We start from the raw sequence: 18,740 nt of genomic DNA, 5'->3' as shown, positions 1-18,740 counted from the left end.
CGTAATTAGGAGGACAAAAATGTACTTTAAGGATAAGTTGGATAATGGAATTCAGGTGGTTATGGAGAGAATTCCATATGTTAATTCAGTTTCTATTGGGGTGTTAGTAAATGCTGGTATTACGAATGAGGACAGGTATATAAACGGAGTTTCACATTTTATTGAGCATATGTTATTTAAAGGTACTACAAATAGAACAGCCATGGATATTGCTGGTTCAATAGACGATATTGGAGGGCAAATGAATGCTTTCACAAGTACAGAATATACTTGTTTCTATATTAAAGTATTAGATAAGCATTTACCAAGAGCTATAGAGCTTTTATCTGATATGTTTAATAACTCTCTTTTTGATGTGGAATCTATTGAAAAGGAAAAAGGAGTAATTTATGAAGAAATAAAAATGTATCAAGATTCACCAGAGGACATAGTTTATGATTTATTAAGTGAACTTATGTTTGAAAATACTCCATTAGCTCTGCCTATATTGGGATCATTTGATACTATAAGCAATTTAAATAGAAATTCAATTTTGAAATATTTTTATGAAAATTATATTCCTGAAAATATTGTTATTTCAATAGTAGGTAATTTTGATTCTAAGGAAACTTTAAAAGTTTTAAATAATTACTTTAAAAATGGCTCAACTTATTTTAATAGTAGTCTAAAATATAATGATATACCAGATTTTAGACAAAAACTAAGTAGTAAGCAAAAAGATATTGAACAATTAAATTTTTGTGTAGGAATGGAAGGCGTTAAAAGAGATTCTGAAGATCTATATCCTATATTAGTTATGAATAATATTTTTGGTGGAAGTATGAGTTCTAGGCTATTTCAAAGAATCAGAGAGGAAAAGGGGTTAGTTTATTCTATTTATTCCCATGCTACATCCTTTCAAAATATAGGGGCGTTTACTATATATGCTGGCCTAAGTGTAGATCAAATCATCAATGTGGCCAAGCTTATAAATGAAGATATAAAGAATTTGAAAGTTGATTTAATAACTAAAGATGAATTAAGAAAATCCAAAGAACAGATAAAAGGTAATTATATACTTGGGATGGAAAGTACTTTCAGTAGAATGTTAGATATGGGAAGATCTGCATTGTTATTAGGTAAAACTCTAACTCCAGAAGAAGTGTTGAAAAAAATCGATGATGTAAAAATAGAAGATATTGAAAGAATAGTCCATAAAATCTTTGATAAAAGCAAATATAATATAGCCTATGTAGGGGATATTACGAATCAACAAAGACTTGACAATAATTTAAAAGAAATATTTTTTAGTTGAGGTGATATTATGAAAATAGAAATAGTAAATAAAAGTGATTTTCCTCTTCCTAACTATAAGACTAAAGGATCTGCGGGCATGGATTTATATGCTAATATAGATAATCCAATTTCCATTAATCCTATGGAAAGAGTATTAATTCCAACAGGATTATATATATCTATACCTAATGGTTATGAAGCTCAAATAAGAGCAAGAAGCGGACTAGCTTTGAAACATGGGATATCATTAGTTAATGGAATCGGAACTATAGATAGTGATTATAGAGGAGAAATAGGAGTTGTTTTAATCAATTTTGGCAAAGAAGCATATACAATTAATAAAGGTGATAGAATTGCCCAATTAGTGATTGTAAAATATGAGAAGGCTGAGTTTGTTCAAGTTTCAACATTGGATTCTACAGATCGAGGAGATGGAGGTTTTGGACATACAGGGTATTAATTTACCCTGTCATATTATCATATCTAATGTTATCATAAATGATATGACATACATTTATAATAAAAACATATTATATAATATAAATTAAAGGAGATGATAATATGACAATAATGCTTAGTGAATTAGGTGGTAAAGAAATAATAAATTTAAATAATGGTCAAAGACTTGGAATAATAGCTGATTCAGACATTATAGTTGATAAAAAAACAGGTAAAATAATAACATTATTAGTACCTGAAAGGAAGTTACAACTTAGGTTATTTGGTGAAAATACAGAGATTGAAATACCTTGGGATACTATTAGGAAGATTGGAAATGATATGATAATAGTGGAACTTTAAATATTATAAACCTGATTCTAGGAATCAGGTTTAATACATTATCTTTTTTATTCTATTTAAGCATATTATAATCAAAAAAGTTAAGACTATAATAATAGATATGATTAATATGATGGAGGTTATATTGTGAATAATGATACAGTTAATAATAGCGATAATTTGATTGATAATGTAAAGGAGTTAGGAACACCAAAAGCACCTAATTTTGAAAACAATATTCAATTTATTTCTATAATAGGAGAAATAGAAGGTCATAATATTTCATCTTCCGATAAAAAAACAACTAAATATGAGCATATAATACCTATGTTAATTGCTTCAATGCAAGATCCTAAGATTGAAGGAATCTTTATTATACTAAATACTGTAGGTGGAGATGTAGAAGCTGGATTAGCATTAGCAGAACTGATAAATAGTATTGATAAACCTAAAGTGTCTTTAGTATTAGGTGGAGGGCATAGCATAGGTGTTCCTTTAGCCACTGCTTCGGATTATTCTTTTATAGTACCCTCAGCAGCGATGACAATCCATCCTATAAGAACTACAGGATTAGTAATTGGTGTTCCTCAAACCTTTAGATATTTTGAAAAGATGCAGAAAAGAATCATTAACTTTATTTTAAGAACATCTAAAATTAACAAGCATACTTTAAGGGAGTTGATGTATTCTACTGATGAATTAGCTAATGATGTTGGCACCATACTTATTGGCAAAGATGCTGTTAACTATGGTTTAATAGATGAAGTTGGAGGATTTAGCCAAGCACTGAGAAAGTTAAATAGCTTTATCAACACTAAAAATCCATAGTCTAACAGTATAAATTGTGCTATAATAACATGAGAATATGAATTAAAGGGGGAATTGAATTGACACTAGTTCAAGCAGTTATTCTAGGAATATTTCAAGGGATTGCTGAATTTTTACCCATTAGCAGTTCTGGACATTTAGTAATTTTACAACATTTTTTTGGTATAAGAGAAGGAAATCTTTTTTTTACCGAGATGCTTCATTTTGGTACTTTAATATCTATAGTAATAGTTTACTTTAATGATATAATAAAGATAGTTGTTGAGTTTATTAAAATGGTTAAAAATTGTATTGTTAATAGAAAACTTAAGATAAGAAACGATTATCAAAAATTAGGTATACTTATTATAGTAAGTAGCATACCTACTGCTGTAATTGGACTAGCTTTTGAAGATTTTTTCGAGAAGCTTTATTCATCTTCTATACTTCCTATAGGTATAGCTTTTATAGTTACTGGTATTCTATTATGGATTGCAAATAATAAAAGTTATGAAAATAAAAGAGTTAGAAATATGAGCTTTCTAGATGGGTTAATCATAGGTACATTTCAAGGTGTAGCTATAATACCAGGCATATCTAGATCTGGTTCTACTATTGTAGCTGGATTGTTTAGAGGATTAAACAGATCCTTGGCTACTGAATTTTCTTTTTTATTAGCTTTACCTGCAACATTTGGAGCAGGATTACTAGGAATACGAGAAGTTATTAAAACAAATAGCCAAGTAGCTTTTACAATGCCTTTGATAATAGGAGTTTCATTATCAACAATAGTTGGAGTATTTGCGATAAAACTTTTAATAAGAATACTTAAAAAAGATAAACTACATTATTTTTCCTACTATTTATGGATAATAGGATTAATAACAATTGTATCATCCTTTATAAAATAATAAATATGAATAATTTCATATTAAACTTGTTCAAGAGGTGGTGATCTTCTTGAGTAAAAAGAAGAAAAGAAAAAACATTGATATTGCAAGAGAAATTATAGGAATAATAATTATTTCTTTTGGCGTTTTATCTGCAATCAGTCTAATTAGTGATAAAACTGGTATTATCGGAGTATTTTTACGAAGTATATTTTTCACCCTTATGGGTTTTGGGGGCTATATATTTCCTCTTATTATTATTGCTGTAGGATTATTGTTTATTATAAATAGATTTGATATTAATAAAGATATAAAGTCTATTTACTTACTTATTTTATTTTTATGTTTCTTGACTTTAGTTGATATTAAATCTCAAACTGGTGCAAGATTTTCTTCAAAAATTGCTAATTCTATAGAATTAAGCAAAGAAGGATTGGGGGGAGGGTTTATTGGATCAGTTTTTGGATTTTTATTTTTAAAACTATTTGGTTCAGTAGGGTCCTATATTGTAATTGGTTTTATTATTTTAATTTCTGTATTACTATTCACTGAAGTAAGAATAAAAGACTTTGTAACAAAACTAAAATTGAAGAAAAAAAATGTAACCAATTTTAAAATAAATACTAATGCTAAAGAAAAAGCATCCAAGATAAATAAAGAAAATAATATTGATATTGATAAAGAAATAGTTATCCATGACCATACTAAAAAGTCTAAAAATAAAAATAAAACAAAGGCATCAATTAATGATGAAATGATAATTAATAAAAACAGCAATGTGATAGAAAATTATACACTGCCTCCTTTAGAACTATTAAATGATTTTGAGAAAAAACAAGATCCTCATAATAAAAAAGAAATATTAAATAATGCAAAAAAAATTGAGGAAACTATGAAAAACTTTGGTATTGATGCGTCTATTATCCAAATCAATAAAGGACCATCTATTACTTGTTATGAATTACAGCCTGCACCAGGTGTTAAAGTAAGTAGGATTGTTAATTTATCAGATGATTTAGCTTTAAACTTAGCTACATCTGATATTAGAGTTGAAGCACCAATACCGGGAAAAGCTGCAGTAGGAATTGAAGTCCCAAATAGAATAAAGGACAATGTTGGGTTGAAAGAGATATTACAATCTGAAGAATATATGTCCCTAGATAGCAATATACCTTTATTACTAGGAAAAGATATATCTGGTACACCTATAGTTTCAAGTATAGATAAAATGCCCCATCTTTTAATTGCTGGAGCAACGGGTTCAGGCAAGAGTGTTTGTATCAACACTATTATAATGAGCATATTATTTAAAGCCCATCCTGATGATGTGAAGCTTTTACTAATTGACCCTAAGGTAGTTGAATTAAGTATTTATAACGGTATACCCCATTTGTTAATACCTGTAGTTACTGAGCCTAGGAAAGCTGCTTCTGCACTTAACTGGGCTGTTGAAGAAATGGAAAGAAGATATAAATTATTTGCTAAAAACAATGTGAGAGATATTAGTGGGTATAATGAAAAACATCGGAATAAAAAAGATGAAAAACTTTCTAGTATTGTTATTATTATTGATGAGCTGGCTGATTTAATGATGGTAGCGGCCCAAGAAATAGAGGATTTTATATGTAGACTAGCTCAGATGGCAAGGGCAGCTGGAATATATTTGATTGTAGCAACTCAGAGGCCTTCTGTAGATGTTATAACTGGTACTATTAAAGCTAATATACCTTCAAGGATATCTTTTGCTGTGTCATCTCAGGTGGACTCTAGGACTATATTAGACATGGTCGGTGCTGAAAAATTACTGGGAAAGGGAGATATGCTTTTTTATCCTTCAAATCTTTCAAAACCGATTCGTGTACAAGGAGCCTTTATAAGCGATATGGAAGTTGAAGAAGTTGTAAGCTTTTTAAAAGCACAAAATTTGACAGAGTATGATAATGAAATAATTGAAACTATACAAAGTGAAATAGAATTAGATAATATTTTAGGTGACACAGATGAACTGCTACCAAAAGCAGCAAGTTTAGTAACGGAAGAAGGACAGGCTTCAATATCTCTGCTTCAACGAAAATTGAAGATTGGATATGCAAGAGCTGCAAGAATAGTTGATGAGATGGAAGAGTTAAATATCGTTGGTGGTCATGAAGGAAGTAAACCAAGAAAGGTACTTGTTTCTAAAGATGAAATTGATTCTTTATTCAAGGAGAGATAATATATGAATGAAAAAAAGGTTTCTATTGTAACATTAGGCTGTTCAAAGAATGAAATAGACTCAGAATTAATGATGGGAATTTTGAAGAAAAATAACTATAAAATGACAAACTCTTTAGAAGAGTCAGAGATCATCATTATAAATACTTGTGGATTTATAGAGGCTGCAAAAGAAGAATCTATAGAGACCATTTGGGAGATGACAAGGTATAAAAAAGAAGGATCATGTAAATATATTATATTAGCAGGATGTTTAGCGGAAAGATATTCTAAAGAGCTTTTAGAGGAAATTGATGATATTGATGGAGTAATAGGCACAGGTAATATAAAAGATATTATTAAAATTATCTATGAATTAGAGAAAGGAAATAACAAGTTAAAGATTACGGAAAATATAAATGAAAATTATTTAGAAGAAATTAATAGGCAAAGTTTCAGAACTACTGAATACGTTAAAATATCCGAAGGTTGCAACAATCACTGCACATATTGTATTATTCCTGAATTAAGGGGTAAACATAGAAGTAGAAAGATGGAAGATGTTATTAATGAAGCAAAATATTTGGTTAAAAATGGTGTGAAAGAGATCATATTAATTGGACAAAATACTACGGACTATGGAATAGATCTATATGGAGAATATAAATTAAATGAATTACTAGATAATCTTAACACTATTGAAGGGTTAAAATGGATAAGATTACTTTATTTATATCCAGATAATATTACATCTAAATTAATCTTATCAATTAAAAATAATGATAAAGTAGTTAAATACTTAGACATACCTTTACAACATGTTAACAACCAAATATTAAAAAAGATGAATAGACAAATTTCAAAAGAAGATATTGAGAACTTAATATCAATATTGAGAAAAGAAATCCCAGGTATTATTCTAAGAACAACTTTTATAGTAGGATTTCCTGGAGAAGACGATAGTAGTTTTGATGAACTTTATGAATTTGTAGAAAGTGCTAAATTTGATAGGCTAGGAGTGTTCACTTATTCAAGAGAAGAAGGTACACCTGCTAATAATTTTAATAATCAGGTAGATGAAGCTGTTAAAGAATATAGAAGAAATAGGATTATGGAGCTTCAACAAGGGATATCTTATTACTTAAACAAGGGAAAAGTTGGAAACACTTATGAAACTGTAATAGAAAATATATATGAAGATGGGATATATATAGGTAGAAGTTATATGGACAGTCCAGATATAGATGGAATATTATATATTCGGTCTAAGAAGCCTCTTGAAATAGGTCAGTTTGTAAATGTATTAGTTACTGATTGTTTAGAATATGATTTGATTGGAGAGATTATAGAATGAATTTAGCAAATAAAATTACTCTATTAAGGGTACTTATGATACCTCTATTCATGATAATATTGCTTTCTGATTTTAGTAATAATACTTATATTGCAGCTTTGATTTTTACTATAGCTTCAGCAACAGATGGGATAGATGGATATATTGCTAGAAGCAGGGGGCAAGTAACTACCTTTGGTAAATTTATAGATCCTTTGGCAGATAAGTTATTAGTTTCTACAGCTCTAATTTCTTTGGTTCAACTTGGTAAAGTACCAGCTTGGATTGTGGTAATAATTATAGCTAGAGAATTTACAATTACCGGTTTTAGAATTATTGCAGCTTCAGAGGGAATAACGATCGCTGCTAGTTCTTTAGGTAAGATAAAGACCATTACACAGTTGATAGCTATAATCAGTTTATTAATAGATAATTTTCCATTCAGATTGATAAATTTTTCATTTGATATTATTATGTTGTATATTTCATTATTTTTTACTGTGGTATCTGGAGTGGATTATCTATATAAAAACAAACATGTTTTGACAACTAGTAAAAAATAGCTGAGGTGATTGGGATGATTGCTGAAATAATATCAGTAGGGACTGAAATAATATTAGGTAGTACATTGAATACAAATACCTATTATTTGTCTAAAAAACTATGGGAAATTGGAGTTGATGTATTATATCATACTTCGGTAAAGGATAACCCAAAATCATTAGAACAAGTAATCAAAATAGGATTAGAAAGATCAGATATATTAATATTTACTGGTGGATTAGGACCTACATCTGACGATATAACAAAAGAAGTTGTAAGCAAGACTTTAGGCCTTGATTTAGAATTAAATAAAATAATGGAAGACAACATAAAAAAATATTTCAGTGAAAAAGATCAAAACATGCCTTCTAATAATACCAAACAAGCCTATCTCCCTAAAGGTGCTAAGTTTTTAACAAATGAAATTGGAACTGCTCCTGGAATCTATATTGAATGGAATGGAAGAAAAATAATATTACTACCAGGACCTCCTAAAGAAATGGCATTAATGTTTAATAAATATGTGATACCTCTAATTCAACAAGATTTTATCATTAAAATTAAAACTATTAATACTATAGGAATAGGTGAATCTTCTTTAGAAACTCTACTATTAGATATTATAAAAGAGCAAAATAATCCATCTTTGGCTACTTACGCTAAGGAAGGACGGGTGGATATTAAAATTATTGCTAAGGGTTGTGATGAAACGGAAGTAAATAGCATGTTAGAAGATATGATAAGTAAAATTGAAGATAGGATAGCACAATATATTTACAGTTATGAAGATGAAAGCATAGAAGAGATAGTATTTAAAAAACTAAAAAGTAAAAATATGAAAATAGCTTTTTGCGAATCATGTACAGGAGGTTTAATATCTACTAAGTTAACTAGGATACCAGGCGCTTCTCAGGTATTTGATAGAGGAATTATAACCTACTCTAATATTTCAAAGGTGGAAGAGGTAGATGTTAATAAAAATACATTGGATAAATATGGAGCTGTAAGTGAACAGGTGGCTATAGAAATGGCTAAAGGGCTTCTTCGTAAAACTGGAGTAGATATAGCATTATCTACCACAGGTATAGCAGGACCTTCCGGCGGTTCTGAATTAAAGCCAGTTGGACTTGTTTTTATAGGTATTGCAACCAAAGATAGTTCTTATGCTATTAAATCTATTTTTAGTGGAGAGAGAAAATCTATTCAAAATAGGGCTGCGTTAAGGGCTTTTGACGAGCTAAGAAAGATTTTATGAGAAAAGTATATTTATCAATTGACTAAAAGATCAGATTATTATACAATAATCTTAGAACTCATGTTCCAAAATGTGAAGGGTGGTGAGTCCAGTTTAACTGGAGAAATATGGCCGATAAGAATGAAAAGAATAAAGCTTTAGATGTGGCTATTAGCCAAATCGAAAAACAATTTGGTAAAGGATCTATAATGAGATTAGGTGATACCAAAATTGAGAAGATGGAAGTTATACCGACTGGCTCTTTAGATTTGGATATTGCATTAGGTATTGGAGGTGTTCCTAGAGGAAGAATTATAGAAATATATGGACCTGAATCCTCGGGGAAAACAACAGTTGCATTACATGTTATAGCTGAAGCACAAAAAAGAGATGGTATAGCTGCTTTTATTGACGCAGAACATGCTTTAGACCCAAATTATGCTAAAAAATTAGGAGTAGATGTTGAGAATCTTATAGTATCTCAACCTGATACTGGAGAGCAAGGACTAGAAATAACAGAAGCTTTAGTAAGAAGTGGGGCTGTAGATATCGTTGTTGTAGATTCAGTTGCTGCATTAGTACCAAAAGCTGAAATAGAAGGGGAAATGGGTGATAGCCATGTGGGATTACAAGCTAGACTAATGTCACAGGCATTAAGAAAATTGGCTGGAGCGATAAATAAGTCAAATACAACTGTAATTTTTATTAATCAACTGAGAGAAAAAGTTGGAATTATGTTTGGTAATCCTGAAACCACTACAGGAGGTAGAGCTTTAAAATTCTATTCAAGTATACGATTAGATGTAAGAAGGATAGATTCAATAAAACAGGGCGATAGTGTTATAGGGAACAGAACTAGAGTTAGGGTGGTAAAAAACAAGGTAGCTCCACCTTTTAAACAAGCAGAATTTGATATTATGTATGGTTTAGGTATATCCAAAGAAGGTAATATTTTAGATGCTGGAGTTGTAGCTGAAATTATTGATAAATCTGGCTCTTGGTATAGCTATGGAGAGCATAGGCTTGGCCAAGGTAGAGAAAATGCTAAAGATTTTCTAAGGGAGAATTCTGAAATTACATTAGAAATTGAAGAAAAAATAAGAGAAAAATTTGGCTTGGATTCAGATAAAAAAGTTAAAAAAGAAAAGGAAGACAAAGAAAAAACCAAATAAACCTCCTAATTAGGAGGTTTATTTATAAGGAGTGTTTTATTTGAAGTTACTTTTTTTAACTGATACTCATATAAGAGGTACTACGCCTAAAAATAGAAAGGACAATCTTCCTGAAACATTAGAAAGAAAATTTAAAGAAATTATAAAAATAATAGAAGATCACAATATTGATTATGTATTACATGGTGGAGATTTATTCGATAGACCAGATATATCGGTTTCCATAGTTGGTAATTTTGCTTCTATATTGAATAATTTCGAAGTTCCTATATATATTGTTTGTGGGAATCATGATGTTTATGGGCATAATCCTGATACAATTAATAGAACCATGCTTGGACTTTTAGATACTCTAAAAGTTGTTAGAATAATCAATAAAGATGAAGTGGTTTATTTAAGAAAGGATGGAATTAAGGTACAACTGACTGGTCAACCATATACTTACAATGTTGATAATGAATTAAATAGGTCAAATTATATAATAGAGAAAATACCAGAAGATGTAGATTATGCAATACATATGGTTCATGGTATGTTATTGAATAAGCCCTTTTTTCAAGGTATTCCTTATACTTTAATTGACCATATAAAACACACAAAGGCTCATATAACTTTGTCTGGACACTATCATTCGGGATTTGGCATAATAAAAGTCGATAATAAGTATTTTGTCAATCCAGGGAGTCTTATAAGGGTTACTAATAGTTTAGCTGAAATAGAACGAATTCCCAAAGTAGCTATCATAGATTTAGAAGATTCTATTGGTGTTAAGCTTATAAATTTAAAAACTGCTTCAAAAGGCGAAGAGATCCTAGACAGAAAAGAGATTGAAAATCATATATTTAAGAATGAGAGATTGTTTGAATTTAAACAATCTATCGATACAGCTGTGAACTTTGAAAAATTAGAAATAAATGAAATTTTGATGGAGGTTTCTAATACGGAAGGAGTATCTGATGATATAAAGAAAGAGGCTCTTAGAAGGATTTCTCATTCCCAAATGAAAACTTTAGGAGATGAATTTTAATATGAGATATATTAAAAAAATAATTTTAGAAAATTTTCAATCTCATAAATATACAGAGGTTGAATTTGACCAATATTTAAATGTTATTGTAGGTCCATCTGATCATGGTAAAACTGCTATAATCAGAGGTATCAAATGGGCTTTATTCAATGAACCTTCTGGGGATTTTTTTATTCGGGAAGGAGAGAACGAGTGCAGTGTAACAATAGTTTTCAGTGATGGGTCAAAAATTAAGAGATATAGAAATAAAACTAAGAATGCTTATTATTTATACGATTCTGAGGGAAAAGAAACAGTGTTTGAAGGGTTTGGAACAAAAGTTCCTCGAGAAATAATAGAGAGAACTTCTATGAGAAAGATAATTTTGGATAGTAACCAATCTAGTTCAATAAATATTGGAGAGCAGTTAGAAGGGCCTTTCTTACTTTCTGAAAAAAATTCAACTAGAGCTAATGCTATTGGAAGATTAGTTGGAGTTCATATAATAGATGATGCTTTAAAAGATACATTAAAAGATATTAGAAATTTAAATATTAAGAGAAAAAATCACGAGGAAATACTAGAAAATTTAAAAAATAATTTATCAGAGTATGATTATCTGGATGATCTAAAGACAAAGACAGAAAAATTAAAAATTATTAGAAACAATATTTATAATTATCAAAGCAAATTAAATAAATTAGTTCAGATATCGAAGAATTTAATAAAGATAAATAAAGAAATTGCATTATTGAAAGATTACTTAAATAAATTGGAAAGTCTTAATACAATAACTGATATTCAAAAAGAACTAACTAATAAAATTAAAGATTTTAATTTTATATTTAATGGATATAATAGATTAATTAGGATTCAAAATGACATTAACTATAATAAAAATTTGCTAGTTACCTTAAAAAACATTGACAAAATATCGGAAATAACTAACCAAGTAAACTCCTTTATAAATAGGACTAACAATTTATACAAAGTTTCTAAAGTAGTTGATGAAATTTCGACTTCAATATTAAACAATAAAAGAATATTGGAAATATTTAAGGAAACTGAAGAAATAGAAGAAAAGATTGCTATTATTGAAAAGGAGTACTTAAGAATTAGTAAATTGCTAAATTTAAAAGAACAATTTGATAACATCAATAGAAGCCTTGCTGTTGGAAAAACTTATATAGAAAAATTGTCCCTTATTGACAACATTTCTCAGATTGAAAGTTTGTTAGATTTTAAAATCAATCAGTTAAATCAATTAAAGGATTATTACAGTAAATATTATGCTACTATAACTAGAAAATTTGAAATTGAAAAGGGTTTGTCAAAAGTAAAAAAGGAAATGAGTATTCATTTAAAGCAATATAAAACAATTTTATCCAAATTAGAGGTATGTCCTCTATGTTTTAGTGATATTGATAAGTATAGAATTGAGGAGATAATAAATAACTATAGATAGGAGGAAAAATCTTGAAAGATTATGAAAAGGATCTTAATGAATTACGGGAAAATCTTGAAAAGGCAAAAAGTTTAAAGTATAGAGCTGAGGCCAGACTAGAGCAACTTAACAATCAACAACAAGAAATTATAAGAGAACTAAAAGAATTAGGAGTAAATCCTGATGAATTAGAAGAGGAAATTAAAAGATTACAGTCAGAAATAGACGGACTGTTTAAAGAAGCAAATAGATTATTACCAAAGGATATTCTAGAAAAGAAGTGATACAATGATAAATAGTTATGAAACTTTAGATGGTTATATAAATAAAATTGATTCTTTTATTTCAAAAGAGCAAGGTAAAAAGGAAAAAATATTAGAACAAATTAATGAGAATAACGATTTAATAAAAAATATTCAATTACAAATTGATTTGATAGAAAAAGTAAGTTTACTTCTTCAGAGGACTTCAGAGTTTGCTAGAAATCAAGCGAAAATACAAATCGAATCGTTAGTAACTAATTGTTTGCAATATATTTTTGAAAGCAATATAGAATTTAAAATAGAAATTGAGGAACTATATGGGAAACCAAATGCGGAGTTTTTTGTTATTACTGAGGCAGATAATACTGTAATTAAAACAAAACCTGAGCAATCCCGCGGTGGGGGAGTCGTGGATATCATATCTTTAGCTTTACGTATAGCATTCCTTCAAGTTCATAAACCTAGGATAGAAGGACCACTAATTTTAGATGAACCTGCTAAACATGTAAGCGAGGATTATATTTTTAATGTAGCAGATTTTTTAAAAAAAACATCAGAGATGTTTGATAGACAAATAATTATGGTTACTCATAATAATCATCTTTCATCTATTGGCACAAATGCTTATAGGGTTAGTATGAAAGGGTCGGAAAGTCATATAGAAAAGATAACGCCTAATTAATCCTCTTGACATATTTATTTAAAAGTAATAAAATGTAATCGTACCTAAATATACAAAATTCATTTGTATGCTATATAAGCCGAAGGCCTAAGCTACTCGGTTTATATTTTTACCTAATGATCTTGTTTAAAAAGAATATGTGGTATGAAACTTGAAAACTAAATAGAATAGGAGGTGCATCGTTATTGATCTTATAATTAACATCTTAATTGCTATTATAGGGATCATTATTGGTTTTTATATAAGAAAAACCATCGGTGAAAGAAAAATAGGAAATGCTGAAGAATTAGCTAAAAAAATTATTGAGGATGCAAATAGGGATGCTGAAACAAGTAAAAAAGAGCTTTTATTAGAAGCAAAGGAAGAAATTCATAGAATAAGAATTGAAAATGAAAGAGAAAACAGGGAGCGAAGGACTGAAATTCAAAAACAAGAAAGACGTTTATTACACAAAGAGGAATCTATAGATAGAAAGCTTGAATCCTTAGAGAAAAAGGAAGATAGTCTTGATAGAAAATCCAAAGAACTAGACCAGAGAGAAGGTCTTATTGAGGAATTGTATAGTAAACAAGTAGAAGAATTAGAAAGACTTTCAGGCCTAACTTCCGATGAGGCAAAAGAGCTATTATTAAATGATATTAAAAAAGAAATAGCGCATGAATCAGCTCTTCTCATTAAGGAGATGGAAAATAAAGCTAAGGAAGAATCAGAAAAGAAAGCAAGAGAAATAATATCTTGTGCCATCCAAAAATGTGCAGCAGATCATGTGGCAGAATCTACCGTAACTGTTGTTGCTTTACCTAATGATGAAATGAAAGGTAGAATTATCGGTAGAGAAGGTAGAAATATTAGAACTTTAGAAACTTTAACAGGTATTGATTTAATAATAGATGATACCCCTGAAGCTGTAGTGCTGTCCGGATTTGATCCCATTAGAAGGGAAATAGCGAGAATTGCATTAGAAAAATTGATTATTGATGGAAGAATCCATCCTGCAAGGATAGAAGAAATGGTGGAAAAAGCCAAAAAAGATGTAGACAATGTTATTAGAGAAGAAGGGGAGCAGGCTGCATTTGATACAGGGATTCATGGACTTCATCCTGAATTAATAAAACTTCTAGGAAGATTGAAATATAGAACTAGTTATGGACAAAATGTGCTTAGACATTCTATAGAGGTAGCACACCTTGCTGGAGTTATGGCTTCTGAATTAGGTGCTGATGTTAAAGTGGCTAAAAGAGCAGGTTTACTTCATGACATAGGTAAAGCAGTAGATCATGAAGTGGAAGGTCCACATGTTGATATAGGTGTAGATTTAGCCAGAAGGTATAAAGAATCTAGGGAAGTACTACATTGCATTGCTGCTCATCATGGAGATACAGAACCTGGTACAGTAGAAGCAGTGTTAGTACAAGCTGCAGATGCAATTTCAGCTGCAAGACCAGGAGCACGAAGGGAAACATTAGAAGCTTATATTAAGCGATTAGAGAAGCTGGAGGAAATCGCTAACTCTTTTGAAGGTATAGAAAAATCTTATGCCATACAAGCAGGTCGAGAATTAAGAATTATGGTTAAACCTGAAGATGTAGGTGATAATGAAATAGTTCTTACTGCCAGAGATATAGTAAAGAAAATAGAAGCAGAACTAGATTATCCTGGTCAAATAAAGGTAAATGTTATTAGAGAAACTAGAGCTATAGAATATGCTAAGTAAAACTTTTGTTTTTTTTTTATAATTTTTCAAAATAAAAGAGGATTTTAACAATAACTGTAGAATTAATATATAAACATAAAATATATTAATAAAATAGTGTAGAGGGGGATATTTTAATGGATGTATTAAAAGTATCAGCAAAATCAAGTCCAAATTCTGTAGCAGGAGCGCTAGCCGGAGTATTAAGAGAAAAGGGCAATGCAGAAATCCAAGCTATTGGTGCAGGTGCTTTAAACCAGGCAGTTAAAGCAGTAGCCATAGCACGAGGATTCGTAGCGCCAAGTGGAATCGATCTAATTTGTATACCCGCTTTTACTGACATTGAAATTGATGGTGAAGAAAGGACAGCTATTAAGTTAATCGTAGAACCAAGATAGTGAAATCTTAAGGGGGATGTTTTAATGGATGTATTAAAAGTATCAGCAAAATCAAGTCCAAATTCTGTAGCAGGAGCGCTAGCAGGTGTATTAAGAGAAAAGGGTAATGCTGAGCTCCAAGCTATTGGTGCAGGTGCTTTAAACCAAGCAGTTAAAGCAGTAGCCATAGCACGGGGATTCGTAGCGCCTAGTGGAATCGATCTAATTTGTATACCCGCTTTTACTGACATTGAAATTGATGGCGAAGAAAGGACAGCTATTAAGTTAATCGTAGAGCCAAGGTAATTTTTAAAGCGAGTAAAATGAAAAAACCTACTAAATATAGTAGGTTTTTTATTTTTGAATTGTATAGTAAATCATTAAATATTCATTTATATCTTGATATATCTTGATACATGGGATGGTAATTGTATATAATATAATTGTAAAAGACAAAGGAGAGTTATTATGATTTTCGATTTACATGTACATACAACTTTTTCTGATGGGTTACTTGCCCCAGAACAAGTTGTAGATTTAGCTTTAAAAAAGAATATAGATGGTATTGCTATTACAGATCATGATACTATTTTAGGAGTAGAACCAGCTATTGCTTATAGTAATAAAGTAGGCAATATTAAAGTTATACCAGGAATTGAGTTCGGATGTATTTTTAGGAATGAGGAAGTTCATATACTTGGTTACTTTATAGATTATAAAGAGAAAAAAATAATTGATATTACTAAAAGATTACGTAGAAATCGTATTGCTAGAGGTCTTGAAATGATTAAAAAAATAAATGATCTTGGTATGGAATTAACTATCGATGAAGTAAAGAAGTTATCTAATAAAGATTATATTGGTAGGCCTCATATAGCTAGAGCTTTAATTAATCGAGGATACGTTACTAGTATACAAGATGCTTTTAATAAATGGCTCAATAGAGGTATGCCAGCATATGTAGAAAGAGATACACTCACATTAGTAGAGACAATTAACTTAATACACGAATCTAATGGCATAGCTGTACTTGCACATCCTGGTCTTTTAATCGATAAAGACATTATATATTATTGCATTGATAATAGAATCGATGGACTAGAAGTAATCCATTCAAAACATAATGATGAGGATGTGAAGTCTTTAATAGAAATTAGTAGAAAACTTGGAGTAATAATAACTGGCGGATCTGATTGTCATGGACATATAATAGATGGGGATTATTTATTAGGTAAATATTATATTGATATCTATGATATTCCTATTATGAAAGGAAGGATCTAATTGACAAATTCTAATTTTAAAAGTGAAAGAAACAGGCAGTTTCCTTCTAAAATCAGTACTACTTCTTTTGTAAAATTATATATTTTACATTTATTAAAGGAAAAAAGTTATTATGGAAATGAGATTATAGAGGAAATTAAGAGTAGGCTGCATAACAAATGGGAGCCAAGCCCTGGAATGGTATATCCTTTATTGCGAGAATTAGAAGAGGAAGGATATGTTACTGGATGGTGGGAAGAACCTGATAAAAGATCTATAAGAAGGTATCGATTAACAGATGATGGGTATAAACATTATCAAATTATTTTATTGCAATATAAATCTAGTTTTGAGGACTCTTTGTCTATTGTTAAAAGTGTATTAAAAGATATTTATGGGATGAAACTATGATTTTAATTTATATATAAAATATATTTTTACTCTAATGATAAGCTATATTAATATTAAACAAAATAGGAGGGCTTTATTATGAACTTAAGTTTATCAGAAAAAGGATTAAAAATCTCACCATCTGTAACATTAGAAATTACTGCTAAGGCAAAAGCTATGAAAGCAGAAGGATTAGACGTAATAAGTTTTGGGGCAGGAGAACCAGATTTTAATACTCCTGAAAATATCAGGAATGAGGGAATTAGAGCAATTAACGAAGGGATGACTAGATATACACCAGCATCAGGAATTATAGAGTTAAAAAAGGCTATATGTAAAAAATTCAAATCCGAAAACAACCTAGATTATACGACCAGCAATATCACTATATCTAGTGGAGCTAAGCATTCAATATATAATGCTTTAATGGCAATTATAAATCCTGGAGATGAAGTAATAGTAAGTGTTCCATACTGGGTTAGTTATCCTGAGCTAATCAAAATATCTGGCGGAAATCCCGTATACATAAAAACTAAGGAAGAAAATGATTTTAAATTTACAATGGCAGATTTAGATCAAGCTTTAACAGATAAAACGAAAGCTTTAATATTAAATAGTCCAAGCAATCCAACAGGAGCAATTTATGAAAAACAAGAGTTAATAGAGATTGCAAATTGGGCTATTAAAAATAATATATTCGTTATATCTGATGAGATTTATGAAAAATTAGTATATGACGGAGAACATATAAGTATTGCTTCGATTAACCCTGATATAAAGAAACTCACAATAGTAATAAATGGAATGTCTAAAGCTTATGCTATGACAGGATGGAGAATTGGATTTGCAGCAGCTCATGAAGATATAACAAAAATAATGAGCAATATTCAAAGCCACACTACTTCTAATCCTTGCTCAATATCTCAATATGCTAGTGTAGAAGGCTTATTAGGAGATCAGAGTAGTATTTATGAAATGAAAGAGCAGTTCAATAAAAGAAGAAACTTTATGGTGGAAAAAATAAATTCCATAGAAGGGCTTAATTGTAGAAAGCCAAAGGGAGCATTTTACGTTATGATTAATATTACTCAACTAAAAGGAAAGACTATTGGAGGGACTAAAATAAATAATTCTTTGGATTTAGCAAAAATACTACTTGATAAAGGAATGGTTGCAGTAATTCCTGGAATAGGATTTGGTGATGATGATTATATAAGATTATCTTATGCAACATCTATGGAAAACATAGAGAAAGGACTTGAAAGAATTAAAAATATTGTAGAAAGCGACTAATATATTTGACATAGTACAATAATCCATTAAAGCGATTAACTTCTATAGAAGGTTTACATAATAAATTTATGTAAACCTTCTTGAATATTAATATACTTATAG

The 18,740-nt window shown here is 29.8% G+C and carries 20 protein-coding genes; all 20 read left to right on the top strand.

Annotated features, from left to right (window positions below):
- The first annotated feature begins 19 nt into the window (after window positions 1–19).
- On the top strand, window positions 20–1,294 hold the full coding sequence (locus C3E89_RS08075) for a M16 family metallopeptidase (protein WP_236911928.1): 1,275 nt from the start codon (window positions 20–22) through the stop codon (window positions 1,292–1,294).
- A gap of 9 nt (window positions 1,295–1,303) precedes the next feature.
- Entirely contained in the window at window positions 1,304–1,735 is a 432-nt protein-coding gene (gene dut, locus C3E89_RS08070) for a dUTP diphosphatase (protein WP_236911927.1), read from the top strand.
- 101 nt (window positions 1,736–1,836) lie between these two features.
- Window positions 1,837–2,076 carry a YlmC/YmxH family sporulation protein gene (locus tag C3E89_RS08065; RefSeq protein WP_236911926.1) on the top strand — a complete coding sequence of 80 codons (240 nt, stop codon included), beginning with the start codon at window positions 1,837–1,839 and terminating at the stop codon, window positions 2,074–2,076.
- Between the two features lie 123 nt (window positions 2,077–2,199).
- Window positions 2,200–2,883 (top strand): ClpP family protease, encoded by a 684-nt coding sequence (locus C3E89_RS08060; RefSeq protein ID WP_442870610.1) that lies wholly within the window; start codon window positions 2,200–2,202, stop codon window positions 2,881–2,883.
- Between the two features lie 59 nt (window positions 2,884–2,942).
- Window positions 2,943–3,773 carry an undecaprenyl-diphosphatase UppP gene (uppP, locus tag C3E89_RS08055; protein WP_236911924.1) on the top strand — a complete coding sequence of 277 codons (831 nt, stop codon included), beginning with the start codon at window positions 2,943–2,945 and terminating at the stop codon, window positions 3,771–3,773.
- Between the two features lie 49 nt (window positions 3,774–3,822).
- Complete coding sequence (locus tag C3E89_RS08050) at window positions 3,823–5,967, top strand: FtsK/SpoIIIE family DNA translocase (protein WP_236911923.1); 2,145 nt, start codon at window positions 3,823–3,825, stop codon at window positions 5,965–5,967.
- Between the two features lie 3 nt (window positions 5,968–5,970).
- On the top strand, window positions 5,971–7,299 hold the full coding sequence (rimO, locus tag C3E89_RS08045; protein ID WP_236911922.1) for a 30S ribosomal protein S12 methylthiotransferase RimO: 1,329 nt from the start codon (window positions 5,971–5,973) through the stop codon (window positions 7,297–7,299).
- Window positions 7,296–7,841, top strand: coding sequence for a CDP-diacylglycerol--glycerol-3-phosphate 3-phosphatidyltransferase (pgsA, locus tag C3E89_RS08040; protein ID WP_236911921.1), 546 nt, complete (start codon window positions 7,296–7,298; stop codon window positions 7,839–7,841). The genes rimO and pgsA overlap by 4 nt, the downstream gene beginning before the upstream one ends.
- Window positions 7,842–7,855: 14 nt before the next feature.
- Window positions 7,856–9,076: a competence/damage-inducible protein A gene (locus tag C3E89_RS08035; protein ID WP_236911920.1), complete on the top strand. Its 1,221-nt coding sequence runs from the start codon at window positions 7,856–7,858 to the stop codon at window positions 9,074–9,076.
- Between the two features lie 107 nt (window positions 9,077–9,183).
- A complete protein-coding gene (gene recA / locus C3E89_RS08030) occupies window positions 9,184–10,227 on the top strand; it encodes a recombinase RecA (RefSeq protein WP_236911919.1) in 1,044 nt (347 codons plus the stop codon).
- A gap of 40 nt (window positions 10,228–10,267) precedes the next feature.
- Window positions 10,268–11,254: a metallophosphoesterase family protein gene (locus C3E89_RS08025; RefSeq protein WP_236911918.1), complete on the top strand. Its 987-nt coding sequence runs from the start codon at window positions 10,268–10,270 to the stop codon at window positions 11,252–11,254.
- A 1-nt stretch (window position 11,255) separates the two neighbouring features.
- Window positions 11,256–12,698, top strand: a complete 1,443-nt coding sequence (locus C3E89_RS08020) for an AAA family ATPase (RefSeq protein WP_236911917.1) — start codon at window positions 11,256–11,258, stop codon at window positions 12,696–12,698.
- Between the two features lie 11 nt (window positions 12,699–12,709).
- On the top strand, window positions 12,710–12,961 hold the full coding sequence (locus tag C3E89_RS08015) for a hypothetical protein (protein WP_236911916.1): 252 nt from the start codon (window positions 12,710–12,712) through the stop codon (window positions 12,959–12,961).
- Between the two features lie 4 nt (window positions 12,962–12,965).
- Complete coding sequence (locus C3E89_RS08010) at window positions 12,966–13,622, top strand: ATPase (RefSeq protein ID WP_236911915.1); 657 nt, start codon at window positions 12,966–12,968, stop codon at window positions 13,620–13,622.
- Between the two features lie 184 nt (window positions 13,623–13,806).
- Window positions 13,807–15,336 (top strand): ribonuclease Y, encoded by a 1,530-nt coding sequence (rny, locus tag C3E89_RS08005; protein ID WP_336512965.1) that lies wholly within the window; start codon window positions 13,807–13,809, stop codon window positions 15,334–15,336.
- 116 nt (window positions 15,337–15,452) lie between these two features.
- A complete protein-coding gene (locus C3E89_RS08000; protein WP_005582731.1) occupies window positions 15,453–15,713 on the top strand; it encodes a stage V sporulation protein S in 261 nt (86 codons plus the stop codon).
- Between the two features lie 24 nt (window positions 15,714–15,737).
- Window positions 15,738–15,998, top strand: a complete 261-nt coding sequence (locus C3E89_RS07995) for a stage V sporulation protein S (RefSeq protein ID WP_236911914.1) — start codon at window positions 15,738–15,740, stop codon at window positions 15,996–15,998.
- A gap of 162 nt (window positions 15,999–16,160) precedes the next feature.
- Window positions 16,161–16,976 (top strand): PHP domain-containing protein, encoded by an 816-nt coding sequence (locus C3E89_RS07990; protein ID WP_236911913.1) that lies wholly within the window; start codon window positions 16,161–16,163, stop codon window positions 16,974–16,976.
- Window positions 16,977–17,366 (top strand): PadR family transcriptional regulator, encoded by a 390-nt coding sequence (locus C3E89_RS07985; RefSeq protein ID WP_236911912.1) that lies wholly within the window; start codon window positions 16,977–16,979, stop codon window positions 17,364–17,366.
- 78 nt (window positions 17,367–17,444) lie between these two features.
- Complete coding sequence (locus C3E89_RS07980; RefSeq protein WP_236911911.1) at window positions 17,445–18,638, top strand: pyridoxal phosphate-dependent aminotransferase; 1,194 nt, start codon at window positions 17,445–17,447, stop codon at window positions 18,636–18,638.
- Window positions 18,639–18,740 lie beyond the last annotated feature (102 nt).

Origin of the sequence: Clostridium sp. Cult1 (assembly GCF_021655095.1) — a bacterium.
In the GTDB taxonomy this organism is placed as follows: domain Bacteria; phylum Bacillota; class Clostridia; order Tissierellales; family Tepidimicrobiaceae; genus Schnuerera.
The sequence above is the reverse complement of the archived record's forward strand: the minus strand, read 5'-3'. Positions and strand labels throughout refer to the sequence as shown.